General features: G+C 38.4%; 17 protein-coding genes and 1 pseudogene. 9 read left to right on the top strand and 9 right to left on the bottom strand.

Annotated elements, in window-relative coordinates; translation table 11 throughout:
• Window positions 1–20: 20 nt before the first annotated feature.
• Window positions 21–1268 (bottom strand): YihY family inner membrane protein, encoded by a 1248-nt coding sequence (locus ACH8JV_RS05085; RefSeq protein ID WP_396520029.1) that lies wholly within the window; start codon window positions 1266–1268, stop codon window positions 21–23.
• A gap of 288 nt (window positions 1269–1556) precedes the next feature.
• On the opposite strand from ACH8JV_RS05085, the gene wrbA reads away from it, so the two are divergent.
• Entirely contained in the window at window positions 1557–2150 is a 594-nt protein-coding gene (wrbA, locus tag ACH8JV_RS05080; protein WP_396520349.1) for an NAD(P)H:quinone oxidoreductase, read from the top strand.
• A gap of 52 nt (window positions 2151–2202) precedes the next feature.
• On the opposite strand, the gene ACH8JV_RS05075 is transcribed toward wrbA, so the two are convergent.
• The 3 genes from ACH8JV_RS05075 to ACH8JV_RS05065 all read right to left on the bottom strand — a co-directional run bounded on the left by ACH8JV_RS05075 (window position 2203) and on the right by ACH8JV_RS05065 (window position 4392).
• Window positions 2203–2778, bottom strand: a complete 576-nt coding sequence (locus ACH8JV_RS05075; protein ID WP_107972704.1) for a xanthine phosphoribosyltransferase — start codon at window positions 2776–2778, stop codon at window positions 2203–2205.
• 71 nt (window positions 2779–2849) lie between these two features.
• Entirely contained in the window at window positions 2850–3563 is a 714-nt protein-coding gene (locus tag ACH8JV_RS05070; RefSeq protein WP_077163571.1) for a DUF3108 domain-containing protein, read from the bottom strand.
• A 157-nt stretch (window positions 3564–3720) separates the two neighbouring features.
• Window positions 3721–4392, bottom strand: a complete 672-nt coding sequence (locus ACH8JV_RS05065) for a hypothetical protein (RefSeq protein WP_311086357.1) — start codon at window positions 4390–4392, stop codon at window positions 3721–3723.
• 233 nt (window positions 4393–4625) lie between these two features.
• Here ACH8JV_RS05065 and ACH8JV_RS05060 point away from each other — a divergent pair, with 233 nt between their 5' ends.
• Entirely contained in the window at window positions 4626–5510 is an 885-nt protein-coding gene (locus tag ACH8JV_RS05060) for an energy transducer TonB (protein ID WP_263614635.1), read from the top strand.
• 89 nt (window positions 5511–5599) lie between these two features.
• Here the strand turns inward: ACH8JV_RS05060 and ybeY are convergent, their stop codons facing one another.
• The 3 genes from ybeY to miaB are packed head-to-tail and all read right to left on the bottom strand — an operon-like array spanning window position 5600 to window position 8663.
• Window positions 5600–6076, bottom strand: coding sequence for an rRNA maturation RNase YbeY (gene ybeY, locus ACH8JV_RS05055; protein WP_000703571.1), 477 nt, complete (start codon window positions 6074–6076; stop codon window positions 5600–5602).
• 9 nt (window positions 6077–6085) lie between these two features.
• Window positions 6086–7174 carry a PhoH family protein gene (locus ACH8JV_RS05050; protein ID WP_002050786.1) on the bottom strand — a complete coding sequence of 363 codons (1089 nt, stop codon included), beginning with the start codon at window positions 7172–7174 and terminating at the stop codon, window positions 6086–6088.
• Between the two features lie 37 nt (window positions 7175–7211).
• Window positions 7212–8663: a tRNA (N6-isopentenyl adenosine(37)-C2)-methylthiotransferase MiaB gene (miaB, locus tag ACH8JV_RS05045; RefSeq protein ID WP_087607038.1), complete on the bottom strand. Its 1452-nt coding sequence runs from the start codon at window positions 8661–8663 to the stop codon at window positions 7212–7214.
• Between the two features lie 287 nt (window positions 8664–8950).
• On the opposite strand from miaB, the gene ACH8JV_RS05040 reads away from it, so the two are divergent.
• The 4 genes from ACH8JV_RS05040 to ACH8JV_RS05025 all read left to right on the top strand — a co-directional run bounded on the left by ACH8JV_RS05040 (window position 8951) and on the right by ACH8JV_RS05025 (window position 13220).
• The gene (locus ACH8JV_RS05040; protein WP_396520027.1) at window positions 8951–10894 is read left to right on the top strand and encodes a transglycosylase SLT domain-containing protein; all 1944 of its coding nucleotides are present in this window, start codon (window positions 8951–8953) and stop codon (window positions 10892–10894) included.
• Between the two features lie 57 nt (window positions 10895–10951).
• Window positions 10952–11614 (top strand): hypothetical protein, encoded by a 663-nt coding sequence (locus ACH8JV_RS05035; protein ID WP_004711857.1) that lies wholly within the window; start codon window positions 10952–10954, stop codon window positions 11612–11614.
• A 211-nt stretch (window positions 11615–11825) separates the two neighbouring features.
• Window positions 11826–12812 (top strand): malate dehydrogenase, encoded by a 987-nt coding sequence (locus ACH8JV_RS05030; RefSeq protein ID WP_002050778.1) that lies wholly within the window; start codon window positions 11826–11828, stop codon window positions 12810–12812.
• 162 nt (window positions 12813–12974) lie between these two features.
• Complete coding sequence (locus ACH8JV_RS05025; RefSeq protein WP_151740415.1) at window positions 12975–13220, top strand: DUF2789 family protein; 246 nt, start codon at window positions 12975–12977, stop codon at window positions 13218–13220.
• A gap of 48 nt (window positions 13221–13268) precedes the next feature.
• Here ACH8JV_RS05025 and ACH8JV_RS05020 read toward each other — a convergent pair whose 3' ends face one another.
• The gene (locus ACH8JV_RS05020; protein WP_151740416.1) at window positions 13269–13796 is read right to left on the bottom strand and encodes a hypothetical protein; all 528 of its coding nucleotides are present in this window, start codon (window positions 13794–13796) and stop codon (window positions 13269–13271) included.
• A gap of 68 nt (window positions 13797–13864) precedes the next feature.
• Window positions 13865–14470 (bottom strand): 2OG-Fe(II) oxygenase, encoded by a 606-nt coding sequence (locus ACH8JV_RS05015; protein WP_396520025.1) that lies wholly within the window; start codon window positions 14468–14470, stop codon window positions 13865–13867.
• A 117-nt stretch (window positions 14471–14587) separates the two neighbouring features.
• Between ACH8JV_RS05015 and ACH8JV_RS05010 the strand changes: the two genes are divergently transcribed.
• The 3 genes and pseudogenes from ACH8JV_RS05010 (at window position 14588) to ACH8JV_RS05000 (ending at window position 17451) form a co-directional block, all read left to right on the top strand.
• Window positions 14588–15445 carry a 23S rRNA (adenine(2030)-N(6))-methyltransferase RlmJ gene (locus tag ACH8JV_RS05010; protein WP_151740418.1) on the top strand — a complete coding sequence of 286 codons (858 nt, stop codon included), beginning with the start codon at window positions 14588–14590 and terminating at the stop codon, window positions 15443–15445.
• 41 nt (window positions 15446–15486) lie between these two features.
• Window positions 15487–16320 carry a CDP-diacylglycerol--serine O-phosphatidyltransferase gene (pssA, locus tag ACH8JV_RS05005; protein WP_002050746.1) on the top strand — a complete coding sequence of 278 codons (834 nt, stop codon included), beginning with the start codon at window positions 15487–15489 and terminating at the stop codon, window positions 16318–16320.
• Between the two features lie 17 nt (window positions 16321–16337).
• Window positions 16338–17451, top strand: a pseudogene (locus ACH8JV_RS05000) (DUF6670 family protein).
• Window positions 17452–17601: the final 150 nt, after the last annotated feature.

Here is a 17601-nt window from a genome sequence, read left to right as displayed (position 1 = left end):
TGAATAAATAATCTTATTTTCTATTTCTCTTCAAAAATTGTTGAAAGTGGAATAGAGAGTTTAGCTGCCAAATAGTCATTGGACTCAACTAAAGCTGGGCCGATTTTTTCCATCCATTCGTCATCATCATGCACATTTAATACATCTGGGCGTAATGGAAGTGGATAAGGTAATGCGGTAAAGAAACTCCAAAAGTCGACTTGAGATAAATTACGGACTAAAACATATTCATCTTTATCTGTGCGTTTAACCAAATTTTGCTCTTCGAGTAAGACAACATAAGCGGGCCACCGGCCAATTTCGCCACGGCCTAAAATTTCTAATGCTTCTTTATCATTTACACTTTCACCAAGTTTTTGCTTTTTATAAAATAATTCTAAAATATCGAGTAGCATGAGTACTGGATGTCTTTTTTGTTCTTTGCCTGAATGAAAAGCGGTAAGGGCAAAACTCACCTCGACACCGAGTAATACAATATTCCAAGATAAGAATACCCATAATAAGAAAATAGGTACTGCTGCAAATGCACCATATATGATTTCATAACTGGTGAAGTTCGACATCAAAAAGCTGAATAAATTCTTAAGTATTTCAAACAATACAGCACTCAAACACGCGGCAATTGCTGCTGAAAATAAGGGAACTGTGCGGTTGGGAATGGTCCAATATAAAATAAAGAATCCCAAAACAGTAAGAACAAAAGAAATAAGCCAAAGTAGAAATGCACCATCAAGTTGATAACCCGTGAAGTTATTACTTAATAAGTTCATTGATGCAACGGTTGATGAAATAACAAATGCGCTGCCTAAAATAATGGGACCAAGCGAAATAATGGTCCAGTAGCGCATAAAGCCTACAATGCCGCTACGAGTTTCTTTTACTCTCCATATGCGATTAAAGGCCGTTTCAATTGTTGTCAGCATTAAAACTGTGGTGACAAATAGAAACAGCACACCAATCACAGTTAAATTACTGGATTTTTCGGTAAAAGCATTGAGTGCCTTATCAAATGCAATGGTGCTTTTAGGTAAAAAATTACTATAAATTAGGTGCTGCAACTGTTGTCTAGCAGGTTCTAAGGCTTTAATTGAAGAAATAATAACTAAAAATACTGTTAGCATCGGCACAACAGCAAAAAGAGTCGTATAGGTGAGAGCGCCAGCTTGTTCTCGGCAGCGATCAGCTTCAAAACGCTTAATTACAAATAAAATAAATTGAAACCAGGTCTTGTTATAAAAAGGAAGTCTCTTCAAAAAACGTTCTAACATGCGTCATCTATCCCGATTTTTTTAATCATGATGTGGGTGATTGATATTCACCGGTGTATTCGGTTGAGAACACTATCTTTGATGTGGGTAAACTTTAACCTAAAGAATAAAAAAGTATTCTGAAAGTTCCGTATGTATCATCGTAACAAAACGTAGTAAAAAGCTTTTACCGATATTTGTTACTGGTGCCCTTAAAAATCAATCACCTCTAAAATTTCATAAAATTGGCTTCGCCAAAAAAATAAAAAATACCGTATAGTGTTCTTTTTAACAAAATTCATGAAACCGATGCAACCTTACATTCTTGTGCTTTATTACAGTAAATATGGTTCTACTAAAGAAATGGCGCATCTTATTGCGAATGGTGTTGAAGCTGCAGGTATTAATGTAAAAATTCGCACAGTACCTAATATTGCAACAGTAGTAACAGAAGCTGAGCCAAGCATTCCTGAAGAAGGCGATATTTATTGCACTTTAGAGGATTTAGCCAATTGTGAAGGCTTGGCGCTGGGGTCTCCAACTCGCTTTGGTAACATGGCAAGCGAAATGAAATATTTCTGGGATCAGACCACAAGTCTTTGGTTAAATGGTGCTTTGCATGATAAACCAGCTTGTGTTTTTACTTCTTCTGGTTCAATGCACGGTGGACAGGAAAGTACTTTATTAACGATGCTACCGCCGTTATTTCATCATGGTATGATGATTTTAGGTTTACCAAATTCTATTCCTGCATTATCGAATACAAAAACAGGTGGAACGCCGTATGGTGCAAGCCATGTGAGTGGCCCTAGACATGATCAAGGCTTAAGCCAAGATGAAAAGCTTTTATGTGAAGCACAAGGTAAACGTTTAGGTGAAATCGTAAAAAAACTTCACTCATAATCTTATAAAAATAAAAAAGAGCGGAACTCCGCTCTTTTTTATTTAAATAATTTTATTCTTTAATAAAAGTTACTGTGCCATCAGTAAGTGATTTAACTCGTGCTAAAGATTCAACACGGTAACCTTTTTCAAGCAATAAATCGCGGCCTGGTTGGAATGATTTTTCAATCACGATACCAACACCTACTACTTCTGCATTTGCTTGATGAATTAAGTCAATCAAACCAAGCGCTGCTTGACCATTTGCCAAAAAGTCATCAATTACTAAAGCTTTGTCGCTTGAGTTGATGTGCTTGTTTGAAATAGCAATCGTACTCTCTGTTTGTTTAGTAAAACTAAACACTTTGGCGCGATATAAATCGTCTTTTAATGTCAGTGATTGATATTTACGAGCAAAAATCACAGGTACACCAAGTTCTAAACCTGCCATGATTGCCGGCGCAATACCTGAAGCTTCAATGGTAATAATCTTGGTAATCCCTGCATCTTTGAAGCGAGCGGCAAATTCTTTACCAATCTGCTGCATGAGGACAGGGTCAATTTGGTGATTTAAGAAAGCGTCGACTTTCAACACTTGATCAGATAGAACGATACCTTCTGTTAAGATTTTCTGTTCTAGTGCGTGCACGGGAGAATCCTCTAGACGGATGCTTTTAAAGCAAATGCGTATTTTAAAAAGCATCCGAAAAAATGCAAGCTTTAATTCGTTTTACCGCTATAACTTGTTAATAACAAACCATAAGATGTTTTGCCGTCTATATGACTTACCTTAACTGGCAAGTAGTCCAATTTAGGTGCTAACCAGAAAATAGTACTACGATCTGGTCTGCCGTGTTCTAAGACCACTTTTACAGTGTCAAAGGTGCCATAAGAGGTTTTAACTTTTTCATTGCCTTGTTTTACAAAACGGCGGTTTTCAACTTCTTTTGCATCTGCAAGAGGGTAAGAAGATTTGAGTGAACCATTTTTTAAATCTTCACGAACTTGTAATTCAGCATTTAGCTCGTCAAGTACGCCAGGCTGCCAAGCAAATGAGCGTGCTTTATCATCTTTCTTTGTGCTAATTGTCTTATTACCAGGGTTAAAATTAATATTCATAGTGTTGTTATGAATTAAAATTTTACTAGTACGACTAAAGCTTTGTGAACCAATTTTGCCATTAGCAAAACTAAATTTACTTGTTTCACTTGCAGAAGCGATTCCACCAGCTTTTGCAGTGAATAGATAAGTCCAGTTATTGCCTTGTTGACTAAGTGCGCGTGTTGCTGAACCCATGCCTTTATTATTATAGGTAAACTGATAATTTGCCTGAAATGGGCTCATGGCAAGTGCATGGCTAGAGAAACTTGCAATAAGCAAAGTTGTCGAAATACCAGTTGCGATGCTGAATGATTTCAGAAATTTTGTTGCCATAAGTAAATATCCTTGTACAGACTGAAAGGTCAGTGCTGATGCATCTATGACTTTTGCATATTATGCCTGCTGATCATGGAGAAAAAATCAGGATTTATGCTAAATATGTAATCTCTTTGTGTTTTTTAACAATAAATTTCTTTAGCTCATACAGTTGTTATGCATCTTTTTGCTGTATTGGCGTAATTTCAGTGTCTTCCAGATCATCCTCAAAGTCATCATCTTGATCTCGGAAAAGTAAGGCGGCGAGATTAACATTACCAAAGACGACCAATTCTGCTTCACGAACCCGTGCATAGTTAATATGAACTTTGCCCAATGTTTCAATAATGCTGGCTTTTTTACCAAACCAACGATTCAGGTCTAGGAAGATAAGATCATCTTTTTCTTGGGCTACGTTAAAACGCTCCAAAATCATACCCAATGGGTCTTTTTTTAGAATTTTGTGATAGTAAAAAATAGCAGCTTTCACAGCAATTTTTTGCCAGAAATTTTTATATTTAGCTTCTACAATTTGTGTATTACTAATTTGTTCAAAAACTATAAGTTGCTGTTCTTTATTAAATTCCATCTGAATCAATTTTAAGTCGACAGATAAAGTCGTTTCTAAACCTTTGACATGCATTGTGGCATAGAGCCTTAACCAATCATGATAAAGGTCTGCGTGTAGATCATCTAAAAACTCGACATTATTCGTTACGTAACGTTCTAAGGTCGCATTTAGAAAAGTTTGCGATAATGTAAAATCTCTTTCTTCCTCAATGAAGGCTTCAGCTTTTCGGTAGACTTTATGAAGACGTTTGACTAATGAGGAAAATAGCGTTTGCATAAAAGAACTTCCAGATGATGATTTACTAAAGAATCAACACAATCTTTATTATGATAAAAAACAGGTTTTGATATTGCAGTGTAACAAATTTAATTGATACATTTTCACAAAATGAAAATGGATAAAAGCTCATATTTGAAGTGAATCACATTTTTATCCATATTTGAATATCAGTTTGTATTTTGTTCGGTATTGATACCGTGGGGAAAAGGCATTTATATGCTTTTAAGATTATGTTGAAAAAAAGAAGTCTTTCTATAGAGCCTTTTCATTATTGGTGGCAAGACCGAGTCTTTATTGTCGCAATAATACTTGCAATCTTACTGCATACTTTTGTGCTGCTCATCCATTTTGCGATGCCTGCGCCATCAGAACAATCAACTAAAGAAATCGCGATATCTATTCGTCCTACTGAAGATGTGGTTAAGCATGCAGATTTTTTAGCTCAAGCAGACCAGCAAGGTTCAGGAGCATTTCGAGCAGCCCATCGGATGTCTAGTAACTCCCCAACACCTATGCCGACTGATGCTTCAACTGGAGAAGCTCAGTTAGAAAGTTTAGAAAAAGTACAGCAACAAAGAGAACTTAAGTTTGAAGAAAAAGTACTCATGACTGTGTTGAGTTGGCAGAAACAAGCAGAGCAGAGTCAAAGGAAAAAAGCACTTGAACAGTTACAAAGTCAGTTCCAAGCCAAAGCTGCAATGGTCGCAAGCCTTGAAGCTCAATATTTACAACGTCAGCAAGATTTCAGTCGCCAACAGAAAATAAAAACAGTGGATGGTATTCAAGCCAAGAAAGATGCCTCGGCAGCTTATTTAGATAAATTCCGTGAAAAAGTGGAACTTTATGGTAATCGCTATTATCCAGAAGAAGCTAAACAACAACAGTTAAAAGGTGAAGTTCGCCTTATGGTGATTTTGAATGCTCAAGGGGGAATCCGTGCAATTCGTTTACTTGAAAGTTCAGGACATCCAGTTTTAGATGAGGCAGCAAAGGCATCAGTACGTCGGGGAGCGCCGTTTGGCCGTTTTGATGCAAATATGAAAGATATTTCGGAGCTTCGTATTATTCGTACTTGGCGTTTTGATCCAGCTGAAGCTGAGTTTGAGGTTCATTAATGAAAAAATGTGGATAACTTTTAGGATATCCACATTTTAAAAATAAATTAAGATGACAATTACGCGCTTAATAGTTTTAGAGGAATTGATTATTCCTGATACGGATTGGCAATATTGAGTTTAGCTAAAATTTCGATCTCTAAGCCCTCCATTTCTTCTGCATCTTCATCGCTGGTTTCATGGTCATAACCCAGTAAATGCAGAACACCATGTACTAAAAGATGTGCAAAATGATTTTGTGCAGTTTTCTTTTGTTCCAAGGCTTCTTGTAATACCACCGGAATACAAATCACCAAATCGCCCAACGGTAATGCATCAAGCATTGGTAGGACTTCTTCGGGAATGTCGCTTGGAAAAGAGAGAACATTGGTAGGTTTATCTTTCTCACGATATTGCAAGTTAAGTTGATGGCTTTCTTCCAAATCAACACATGCAATACCAATTTCACAATCTTCTTTGTAGCCAACGTGGCGTAAAGTGGTCTCAATAATTTTTTTGAGTTGAGCTCGTTTGAGCTCTAACTCAGGTGATTGAAAGTCTTGTTGTAAACTTAAACTGATTTTCAAAGTGAATCCTTAGGCATCCTGATGTTGCAAGTCTGCTGCTGTATCGTTTTCAGCAACTAATGCCTCTTGGCGTGCTTTACGTTCAGCACGTGCTTCAGCATTAAGACGCTGTTGTTCACCATCCCAACCTTCATACGCTTCAACAATTTTTTGAACAAGTTGATGGCGTACAACGTCGCGAGAATGGAAACGGGTAATATGAATTTCTTTAATATTCTCAAGTACACGTAGCGCGTGTGCCAAACCAGATTGTTGGCCTCGAGGTAAATCTACTTGGGTAATGTCACCTGTGATTACTGCACGAGAGCCAAAACCTAAACGGGTCAAAAACATTTTCATTTGTTCAGGAGTAGTGTTTTGCGCTTCATCCAAAATCACAAATGAATGGTTAAGCGTACGGCCACGCATATAAGCAAGAGGCGCAACTTCAATCACTTGTCGTTCGATTAACTTGGCAACTTTTTCAAAGCCCAGCATTTCGTAAAGCGCATCGTAAAGAGGGCGTAAATAGGGATCGATTTTCTGAGTTAAATCACCCGGTAAGAAACCAAGCTTTTCTCCTGCTTCTACAGCAGGGCGGACAAGTAAAATCCGCTGGATTTCATTACGCTCTAACATATCTACTGCGGCGGCAACTGCTAAATAAGTTTTACCTGTACCAGCAGGACCTACACCAAAAGAAATATCGCTTTGCAAAATACGTTGTACGTAGCGTTTTTGATTGGCACCACGTGGATTAATACGACCTTTTCGAGTCTGAAAGTAGACATCCATTGGCGCATCATGCTCTTCCATCTCTTCACCCACTAACTCGAAATTACGTTCAGTTTGTGAAGATTGAATCAAGAGATGTAACAGATCGGCACTGATTTGCTGGGACTCCTCAGTTTCTTCGTAGAGTCGTTGCAATAACGCTTCGGCTCTCCCAACAGCATCTATCTCACCATCGATATGAAAAACATCTCCACGATGAGTAATTTTGACATCTAAACGCTGTTCGATTTGCTTAAGGTGCCCATTATAGGCACCCAAGATGCTCTTTAAACGTTCCATTGAAATTTCAGGAAATGTTACGGTACGTCGAATCGCTGCAGTCAAGAGAAAACCTTTCAGTAGACTTTAGAATACCTCTACATTACGCCACGTCAGGCTCAAGATTCAAGAGTTCACCGTAAACTAAATTTAAAGTTTTAATTTCAGTAATCTCGATCTCTGCAAAACGACCAATCCAAGAAGCGTCGCCTACAAAAGTCACTAAACGAGTGTTGTCTGCTGTACCTACTAAAATATTAGGGTCTTGATCAGATACTTTCTCAATCAGTACACGTTCAATTTTGCCAAGCATTGCATCAGTTTTCTCGATACTTGATTGCTTAATGACTTGTTGAACTTGTGCTAAACGTTCTTTTTTAACGTGTTCAGGAGTTGTATCTGGTAAGTCAGATGCTGGTGTACCAGGACGTTTTGAGTAAACAAAACTGTAAGAATGGTCAAAGTCTAAATCTTTGATAAATTGCAATGTTTCTGCAAAGTTTTCATCAGTTTCACCTGGGAAACCAATAATAAAATCGCTTGATAAATGCATATCAGGGCGTATTTTACGTAACTTGGCAATCTTGTCGATGTATACATCAATGGTGTGATTTCGCTTCATTGCTTTAAGTACATCGTTAGATCCACTTTGTACAGGCAAATGTAAGTGTGAAACCATTTGAGGTAAATCTTCATAACACTGGATAAGTTCATCAGAGAACTCAAGTGGGTGTGAAGTTGTATAGCGTAAACGGCCAATACCCGGAATTTCTGCAACGAGTCGTAACAATTCAGGGAAGGTACAAATGCCACCTTCGAATGTTTCACCACGATATCCATTTACATTTTGACCAAGCAAGCTGATTTCACGAACACCTTTTTCAGCAAGACCTGCGATTTCTGCAAGTACATCATCAAGTGGACGAGAAACCTCTTCACCACGAGTATATGGAACCACACAGAAAGAGCAGTATTTAGAGCAACCTTCCATAATAGAAACGAATGCTTTGAAACCTTCTACACGTGGTTCAGGTAAAAAGTCGAACTTTTCAATATCAGGGAATGAAATATCAACGAGCTTAATCTTTTCTTTTTTCGGCTTTTCCACTTGAGCATGATGTTGGTCAAGCATTTGTGGTAAACGGTGTAAGGTTTGTGGGCCAAAAATCATATCGACATACGGCGCACGCTTTTGAATGTTGTCACCTTCTTGAGATGCAACACAACCACCTACACCAATCACAAGGTCAGGATTTTGCTCTTTTAGTTTGCGCCAGCGGCCTAACTCACTAAATACTTTTTCTTGTGCTTTTTCACGGATAGAACATGTATTCATGAGCAGAATATCTGCTTCATTAGGGTTAGTAGTTAAAACATAACCGTGAGAATCCCCTAAAAGGTCTGCCATACGGTGACTGTCATACTCATTCATCTGACACCCTTGAGTTTCAATATATAATTTCTTTATTGAAACGTCAGTGGTGTGCGTTGGCTGGGTAACAGTGTTTTCTGAGGCAGCTTTGGCACCATTGGGAATGAAGGTTTGAACCGTCATGTAGGCTCCTAACAGATCGATCTAGATAAATAATAAAATGACCCAAAACGGGTCAAACCAATCATTATAGCAGTATTTGTGCCGGACAGATAACAATAAACTGCCATAAGCTGCACATGATTTATGGAGACAAATGACATAAATTTTAATGATGACGAATCAGATAGTTACATAACACAACAAAAGAATGCACGAAGAATAATTAAACTATGCCTAAAGGTGGATAGTCAGGGTTTAGCGCATTTATGAGACCAGGTAAAAAGAGCTCATCAAACAAGAGTCGTGTGATGAAAAATAAATATGCACATCGTAGCTGGTTAGGAGCTGTGTGTTTACTTGGTTGTTCATTGTCTTATGCAGCAGAAGAACAATTTAATGATGCATTAAATGCCGCAAATAGTGGTAATACCGCCTTGTTAGATCAATATCAGGCAGCAATGCAAAATGATGTATTGGGTTATTACCCTGAATATTGGAAACTAAACAGTAATTTGGGCTTTCAATCCCCAACGTCAATTGTAAGTTTTGCCCAGCGCTATCCTCAATCTGCTATGGCAGAGAAACTTGCAGCAGATTATGTTGAAGAAAAAGTTAAACAAGCTGATTTTGTATCTGCACAACCACTTTTATCTTACGTGTCTAACCCAGATCCAGCCGAAAATTGTGCTTTAGCACAGGTAAGAGCTAAAAGTGGCGATGCATTAGTATTTGCAGAATATAAAGATGTTTGGTTAGCAACAGAATCACAACCAGAGTCATGTGTTGGACTTGGCCGTATGATGCTTTCTAGTCCATTAATGAGTACGCAAGATAAACAGCAACGCCTTTGGGTGCAGTTACGTTCAGGTCTGTCGGGACAGGCACTTGCTACAGCACAGACTTTGGGTATGAATTTGTCTTTGGCTCAGCTTAACCAAATTCAGGCGAATCCTCTTAATTATTTATGGACCGCCCCAAAAACTAATGATGTAGATTATGCCTATTTGATTTTTGCATTAGGCCGTCTAGCAAATAATGATTTAAGCAATGCTTTTGCGAATGTACAGCGTGTGGCGCAAGGTACTCCAGAGAATGTACAAAAGTATCTCTATCGCACCATAGCCTATATCGGTGGCACCACGGTGATGAAAAACAACTTTAACCGCGAAGTTCTTCAATACTTTGATGCAAGCTATGGTTATCCGCTAAGTCCAGAAGAAGCTGAAATTTATGCACGACAAGCGATTCGCTTTAGCGCATGGGAAAGCTTAATTCGTGCGATTGATAGTATGACGGTTTCACAGAAACAAGAAGATCGCTGGCAATATTGGTTAGCTCGTGCAACAGAACAACGTGGCGATAGTAATTCTAAAAATACGGCACAACGTATTTATAAAAAACTAGCTGAAAGTGGCGATGATTATCACAATCTTCTTGCAAAAGACCGTTTAGGTGTACGCTATAACCATCAACCTTATAGTGATGAACCGTCTGCAAGCGATTTACGCCGTTTAGATCAAAATATTCACTTTAACCGTGCATTTACTTTAAGACGTATTAATGCAAATCCAACGTATACCAACCGTGAGTGGAATTGGGCAGTTCGTCAGGCATATCTACAGCATGACGATGGATTATTATTAGCTGCTGCGAAACGTGCTCACGATATGGGGTGGTATGACCGTGCAATTTACGCAGCAGACCGTACAACGAATAAACATAACGATACCTACCGTTATGTAACCCCGCATAAGACCAATGTCGTAAGCCATAGTTACAATGCTGGAATTGATCCTGCGTGGGCTTATGGTTTAATGCGTCAAGAAAGTCGGTTTGTTACCTCGGCGCGTTCTCATGTAGGAGCTGGTGGCCTTATGCAAATTATGCCTGATACAGCAAAGTTGATTGCTCGTCAGATGGGGGAGACATATAATCCGGCGGCGTTAAGTGAAATGAATACCAATATTCGTTATGGAACATTTTATTTATCAATGATTCAAGGGCAGTTAAGCAATAACCCAGTTTTAGCAACGGCAGGTTATAATGCTGGCCCGAATCGTGCAAGACGTTGGCAACCCGATTACCAACCGATTGAAGCTGATCAATATACAGAAACCATTCCATTGCTTGAGACCAGAGATTATGTCAAGCATGTCATGACAAATGCGACACATTATGGAGTGGTGTTGGGGCAAGGCGCTCAGTCGCTGATACAGCGTATGAAAGTCATTCCAATGCGATCATCACCTTAATTTTAGATGATGAATGATGGAACATTCTTTTAATTGGCATAACCAAGTTTTAATTAAATGAAATATAGATATCTAGGACTTCATCCAATATCGCAACTTGCATGGTGGCTCATCTGTGCAAGCATTGGATTGATGAGTTCTGTTTTACATGCGGAACCTGTAAACGTGCAAGGTTATGTCATGCATGTACAGATGACGCCTGCTGTCTGTTCGCTAGATCCTTCTAAACAGAAGCAGCGTAAATGTCTTGAAGGATATTCACTTACCATTACAGGTTTAATGCCTGAAACCACAAGAACGGACTGTTCAACTGAAAGTTCTGCCACACTTTCACCACTGCAAGCTAAAGTCGTTGCTCGAGTGATGCCAGACAATAATGCTCGTGTACAGCTTTGGAAGAGTGTAGGTGGCTGTGTACCTATGAACGCGAGTCAGTATTTCCGTACAATTATTAACTTCGCTGAACGATTAAAAATACCTGCTAATTTAACCAGTTCTAGTAACGTAGAAATGCAACAATCTACATTACGTCAACAATTTACAAAGCTTAACCCGAGTTTGCCACAAAATGGCATTCGTTTTTCTTGCCAACTTTCGCGCTCAGATGTTGTGCTTACAGAAGTTAAAGTTTGCTACACAGTAAATGGCCAATATAAGCAATGTTCAAATCATGTGGTCTCTAATTGCCCAAGCGAAATTACAATTAAAGGTAGCTATTAAGAGTAGCTACCATTTCCCCAAAAAATGCTCACCATACATTGAATCTATTTGTAAAGATTAATTTGTATTTTCTATCAGACTTTTGGTGAAAATGAGTCGCTTTTACATGCATCTGCAACTTCTTTAGAGTACAATCTTTGCCGTTTATGATGATTTGGTTAGATAGAATCGCTATTTAGCCCGATTAAGGACACTCATTGGAGACAATTACATGAAGCAACCCGTTCGTGTTGCCGTGACTGGCGCTGCAGGTCAAATTGGTTACAGCTTATTATTCCGTATCGCAAGCGGTGAAATGCTAGGTAAAGATCAACCAGTTATTTTACAATTGCTTGAAGTTCCAGTTGAAAAAGCACAACAAGCGCTTAAAGGCGTAATGATGGAACTTGATGACTGTGCTTTCCCTTTATTGGCTGGCATGATCGGGACTGATGATCCTAAAGTTGCATTTAAAGATGCTGACTATGCATTATTAGTTGGTTCTCGCCCACGTGGTCCTGGTATGGAACGTGCTGACTTGTTAAAAGTTAACGGTGAAATCTTCATTGGCCAAGGTCAAGCATTAAACGAAGTTGCTAGCCGTGACGTTAAAGTATTAGTTGTAGGTAACCCTGCAAATACAAACGCTTACATCGCAATGAAATCTGCTCCAGATCTTCCAGCGAAAAACTTCACAGCAATGTTACGTCTTGACCACAACCGTGCACTGACTCAAGTTGCTCAAAAAGCTGGTGTTGCAGTTGCTGACATCGAAAAATTAACAGTTTGGGGTAACCACTCTCCAACTATGTATGCTGACTACCGTTTTGCAACAGCAAATGGCGAAAGCTTAAAAGACAAGATCAACGATCCAGCTTGGAACAAAGACGTATTCCTTCCAACTGTTGGTAAACGTGGTGCTGCGATTATCGAAGCGCGTGGTTTGTCTTCTGCTGCTTCTGCTGCGAATGCTGCAATCGACCATATGCGTGATTGGGCACTTGGTACAAACGGCAAATGGGTAACTATGGGTATTCCATCTGATGGCTCTTATGGTATTCCTGAAGGCGTTATGTTCGGTTTCCCTGTAACAACTGAAAATGGTGAATACAAAATCGTTCAAGGTTTAGAAATCGATGAATTCAGCCGTGAGCGTATCAACTTCACTCTAAACGAGCTTGAAGAAGAACGTGCAGCAATTGCTGACATGCTAAAATAATTCATTAATTAAATGAATTGGAAAGCACTCTCTTGTAGGGTGCTTTTTTATATTTGAAATTTAATAAGAACACACAAAAAACAACAAGAAAATATAGACATAGATATGCAACTAACATCTATTGTTGCTAGATTATTGAAAAGAAGCCATGGGAGAATAACAATGTTTGAACAGCAACCGACATTACAACTTTTATTTGAGCAATTGGGTTTAGATGCTGATGACGCGAGTATTGAAAATTTTATCAAAACGCATCAGTTACCTGCTGAACAGAAGTTACATGAAGCACCTTTTTGGTCACAAGGCCAAAGTGATTTCCTAAAAAGCCATTGGGAAAAAGATGATGAATGGATTGTCGTCATTGATGAGCTCAATGAGCAATTACACGAAGATAGTGTTAAAAAATAACAAAATAAAGGCCTGTTTATAAATAACAGGCCTTTTACAAGTTACCCTTTAGTGAATTTTGGGTTTTAATAAATCTTTATACCATGGCTCATGCCGTACCGGATGAAATACCGGATGCTCATGAACTAACTCAAGATCACATTGGGCAGTTGATAAATATTTTGTAAGCCAATGACGAGTAAGAGCAGGTTTTTCCTGCGCTGCTGAAGCATAAGCTAAGAAGAAATATATATCACTATGGTGATGGTGAGCTAAGGGCTTTAAAATTTGCTGTGCAATGAGCGCAAAGCGTTTTTCTTTATTTAATTCAAAGTAAATCATATACGCTTTAGCTAAATGAAGAGATAAATTCAAATATAAACTCATTGGCATTTCATCGTATTCCATACGAGCTTGCTCAAGCAAAACAATAGCTTCTTGCAAAAAATGAATTTGCTCTTGGCGAACACGGCTTAGTACAACGAGCTGCATACGTAAATCTGCACGTTCCAAAGCAAGTTCGGGCGTATTCTCAGTTAAATAGAGTTGGTCTGTTTCACCAATTCTGCTTACAATCATTTTTGTTTCAATAGACATACGCCTTCGCCCTTTTTAATCAATAGCTCTTATATCGGGTTTATTTAAGAAATTTAAAGAGCATTCTTCTAAACCCAAATCGAGTTTCCACTACGAAGCCAAGCTGTGATTGATAGACGCTGCTGTTTAGAAACTAAAACTTCATGAAGCAAATCACTCTGGAATATAACTAGGCGATTAGGTTCTGGTGTAATAATGTGCCAAATATCATTCTTGTCCTGCAAGCGTAGTTGTCCCCCCCAATCATCCTGCCATTCAGGATGTAAATAATAAACAGTAGAAATAATACGATCATTTTTTTGTTGAGGGTTATCTCGATGTAATGCATAAAATTCACCTGCGTTATAACAGGCAAAATGCGCCTCAACCTCTTTAATTCCTAAAAAGAAAGCTTGATTTAGATATTGGCAAAATGAAGTTAAAGTTTCTACGTGTTGTTCAGCAACAGGAAGTGATTCATTAATCCATAAAATATGATCGCTTCGAATTGTACTCACTACTCCATTTTGGATACCAGCTTCACGAAACTCATCAAAGTGATGACTACACTCTTTGGCAACTTGAGTATGATATTCACTAGAATAGGCATGATTCACAATTGCAAAACCATGTGCATTTAAGTCATCTAGAATCTGATCCAGATTCCAACTGTTAGGAAGTGGTTGAGAGTGCATATAACCTCATATCGATCGTAAGAAAATCAAGCAGCCTTATTTTAGATGATCACAACCTTACGAAAGAATATTTTTTTCATGTTAAACTATTCGTTGAATTGAGGAATTAAAGTCAACATGAATTACCGTCACCATTTCCATGCGGGCAACTTTGCAGATGTTATGAAGCATGTGCTTTTGCTACAGCTTCTCAACCGTTTAAATGCTAAAGATAAACCTTATCGCTATATCGATACGCATGGAGGGGCTGGAAAATATGATCTATCTCAAGCACCTGCACAAAAGTCAGGAGAATTCCTAACGGGTATTCATCGTCTTGTACAGCTTTCTGAAATGGAAAAGCGTCAAGCTCCTGAAGCAATCCAGCAATACTTAAAACTTGTAGAAGAATTACGTAATCAAGAAGGTAAGGGAAGCTATCCTGGTTCTCCTTGGTTTGCTTTACAAGGTATGCGTGAAATCGACAAAGCGACTATATTTGAAATGCAGCGTGATGTTTTTCAGCAATTACGTCATAACATTCGCGATAAACGTGCAGGTTTACATGAGCGTGATGCATATGAAGGCTTGCTCGGTGTAATTCCGCCAAAAGAAAAGCGCGGTCTGGTTATGATTGACCCGCCTTACGAGTTAGAGCGTAAAGACTTTCCGCAATTAGTTGAACTGTTACAACAAGCTCATAAGAAATGGCCGACAGGTGTTTTTGCAGTTTGGTATCCAATTAAAGACCGCGCAATGATTGAACGTTTTGAAAAGAAAATGTTTAAAACCGGAATTCGCCGTCAATTAATTTGTGAAATTTGTGTATGGCCAGATGACACACCTGTAGGTTTAAATGGTTGTGGTTTATTAGTGATTAACCCACCATGGCAGTTCTCTGAACAAGCTGACCAAGCTTTACAGTGGTTATTCCCGCACTTACGTATGCAAGAAACGGGTGGACATGCTGCTGTTCGCTGGTTAGTGGGTGAGTAACAGTTAACTTAAATCAATGCACATGTTTGGAATAGAAAATAATGACAAATGCGCCTAAACCAGAGCAAGATTTAACTCATAATGAACATTCATTTGATGGGATTACGTTCGAAGTGGTTGAAGAAGAAGATAATCCGGAAGGACAAAAAGTGAAGCGCCGAGGTATTTATCTTTGGCCTAACTTAATTACGACAGCCGCTTTGTTGTCTGGTTTCTATTCCATTATTGCAAGTATGAATGGCGAATTTACGCAAGCAATTTATGCCATTTTCCTTGCCGCTTTGTTCGATGGGTTAGATGGACGTGTTGCTCGAGCTATTGGCGCTCAAAGTGCTTTTGGTGAGCAATATGACTCTTTATCTGATTTATTAGCATTTGGTGTTGCACCAGCAATGCTAATGTATAGCTGGAGTCTCCATGACTTAGGCCGTATCGGTTTAGCATGCTGTTTTGTTTATACTGCCTGTGCAGCATTCCGTTTGGCACGTTTTAATGTTCAAATTGGAGTGGTTGATAAACGCTATTTTATTGGTATCGCAAGCCCATTAGCTGCAATTATCATTATTTCGCTTGTATGGGTTGCTCGTGATTATCCGTTCATCTTCGATTTACGTGATATTGCGATTCAGGTCATTAATGCTGTAATCATGGTTGTTGTTGGTTTACTCATGATTTCCAATATTAAATACTACTCCTTTAAGCAAATGGACCGCAAACGTGTTCCTTTTGTAGTTATGTTGCCGGTAGTACTGATTTTTGCAGCAATCACTTATAATATCCCAATGGGTATTTTGATTGTTTCAATCATCTATGCTCTATCAGGTTTTGTAACCACACTTTTAGCTAAAAAAAATAACGAGACTATCAAAACATAAATTAGACGAGGTTCAGTATGCCTAAGTTGATGAGTCCAATAAATCAATTACAGCAACTGAGCCTCAACTCAAATGAGGGTGTTGTTTATCAGCCTGCTAGAGGCTTCTTTAAAGTTGTCTATCAAGGCTTAATCCTTCCAAACTTACCTGCACCACTTCGTTACTTTAATTATATTAGTCTAATCGGGCAGCCTAGAATTCCCCTTTGCTATAACGCAAACAGTATTGTCACTTCACCAATTGATACAGCAACAGTATTAGTTAGTAATAGCCTACACAGTGTAAGTCACTTAAAAACTTATTCCATTCGAAGACAATGTCAGCTTACCCCTAGTCATTACCAATTTGATAAAACAGATCTTATTGAATGGCAAATTCCAAGAGTTCAGCTTAGACGAACAGATTCTGAAATGAGTTGTAATTTAATTGTCCAAATGCCTTCGGACATTTCGAACTCATCCGCATTGCAGTGGGGGATATCTGATTACTGGTCTGTTTTGTGCCATTGCGAAGGAGAGATTTTATATAAAGGGCAGAAATATGAAGTCAATGGATTAGGACGTTTTAAACATGCTCGGGCCTTACATTTGCCTTTCTTATCTTTATGTTTTTATACCTGCCAAATTATTAATTTAAATGAAACAACGCAAGTCACACTTTCTCAAATAAGAAATCAATGGAATATTATTCTGTTTTCACGTTTAGATATTCAAGAACTAGGGAAGTCAGCCGTCACACTTACCGAAGATATCAATTTCCATATTCACCGGGTTTATCCAAAAGTTGTAACACCTCATGGACGAGAAATGTATTTACCTCGAGAGTTCTCTTGGCAATGTAAAAAAAATGGAAAAGTTATTTTTGAGCTCTATGCTGAAAGTCGTGGTGATTACAAATTTGGATTAGCTGCAGGATATATTGGAAGTTTCCGTTACCAGTTAAGTTGGAATGACCAATGCCTTCAAGGAGAAGGTGGATATTGTGAATACATCGATTGCCGCCCATTAAGATGGCAAGAGAAGAATCAAGATGAGAAAATTTTAGATAAATTGATGCTTTTACAGCCGTGTTTATATAAAAAATGAATATTTTTATCATTTTTGGTTAAAAAGCGAACTGTCGTTGCACTAATTTTAAAAAAAGGACTTGCAACTGGATCTTAATGGTCTATAATGCACATCCATCGGCGGTGATGCAGATAGAAACTTGTTGAAAAACAGTTACTTAGAATTGAGTTGGTTGCTTTGAGTAATGAATTTGATGTTAAGTTGGTTTTGAGAA

The sequence above is a fragment of the Acinetobacter sp. ABJ_C5_2 genome (assembly GCF_044538485.1).
In the GTDB taxonomy this organism is placed as follows: Bacteria; Pseudomonadota; Gammaproteobacteria; order Pseudomonadales; family Moraxellaceae; genus Acinetobacter; species Acinetobacter nosocomialis_A.
The sequence above is the reverse complement of the archived record's forward strand: the minus strand, read 5'-3'. Positions and strand labels throughout refer to the sequence as shown.

Excerpts from the sequence above, each read along its gene's own strand:
- miaB (WP_087607038.1), bottom strand. The coding sequence starts at position 8,663 with ATGACGGTTCAAACCTTCATTCCCAATGGTGCCAAAGCTGCCTCAGAA.
- ACH8JV_RS05035 (WP_004711857.1), top strand. The coding sequence starts at position 10,952 with ATGAAATATAGATATCTAGGACTTCATCCAATATCGCAACTTGCATGG.
- pssA (WP_002050746.1), top strand. The coding sequence starts at position 15,487 with ATGACAAATGCGCCTAAACCAGAGCAAGATTTAACTCATAATGAACAT.
- wrbA (WP_396520349.1), top strand. The coding sequence starts at position 1,557 with ATGCAACCTTACATTCTTGTGCTTTATTACAGTAAATATGGTTCTACT.
- ACH8JV_RS05040 (WP_396520027.1), top strand. The coding sequence starts at position 8,951 with ATGAAAAATAAATATGCACATCGTAGCTGGTTAGGAGCTGTGTGTTTA.
- ACH8JV_RS05070 (WP_077163571.1), bottom strand. The coding sequence starts at position 3,563 with ATGGCAACAAAATTTCTGAAATCATTCAGCATCGCAACTGGTATTTCG.
- ACH8JV_RS05030 (WP_002050778.1), top strand. The coding sequence starts at position 11,826 with ATGAAGCAACCCGTTCGTGTTGCCGTGACTGGCGCTGCAGGTCAAATT.
- ACH8JV_RS05010 (WP_151740418.1), top strand. The coding sequence starts at position 14,588 with ATGAATTACCGTCACCATTTCCATGCGGGCAACTTTGCAGATGTTATG.
- ACH8JV_RS05065 (WP_311086357.1), bottom strand. The coding sequence starts at position 4,392 with ATGCAAACGCTATTTTCCTCATTAGTCAAACGTCTTCATAAAGTCTAC.
- ACH8JV_RS05085 (WP_396520029.1), bottom strand. The coding sequence starts at position 1,268 with ATGTTAGAACGTTTTTTGAAGAGACTTCCTTTTTATAACAAGACCTGG.
- ACH8JV_RS05015 (WP_396520025.1), bottom strand. The coding sequence starts at position 14,470 with ATGCACTCTCAACCACTTCCTAACAGTTGGAATCTGGATCAGATTCTA.
- ACH8JV_RS05020 (WP_151740416.1), bottom strand. The coding sequence starts at position 13,796 with ATGTCTATTGAAACAAAAATGATTGTAAGCAGAATTGGTGAAACAGAC.
- ACH8JV_RS05025 (WP_151740415.1), top strand. The coding sequence starts at position 12,975 with ATGTTTGAACAGCAACCGACATTACAACTTTTATTTGAGCAATTGGGT.
- ACH8JV_RS05060 (WP_263614635.1), top strand. The coding sequence starts at position 4,626 with ATGTTGAAAAAAAGAAGTCTTTCTATAGAGCCTTTTCATTATTGGTGG.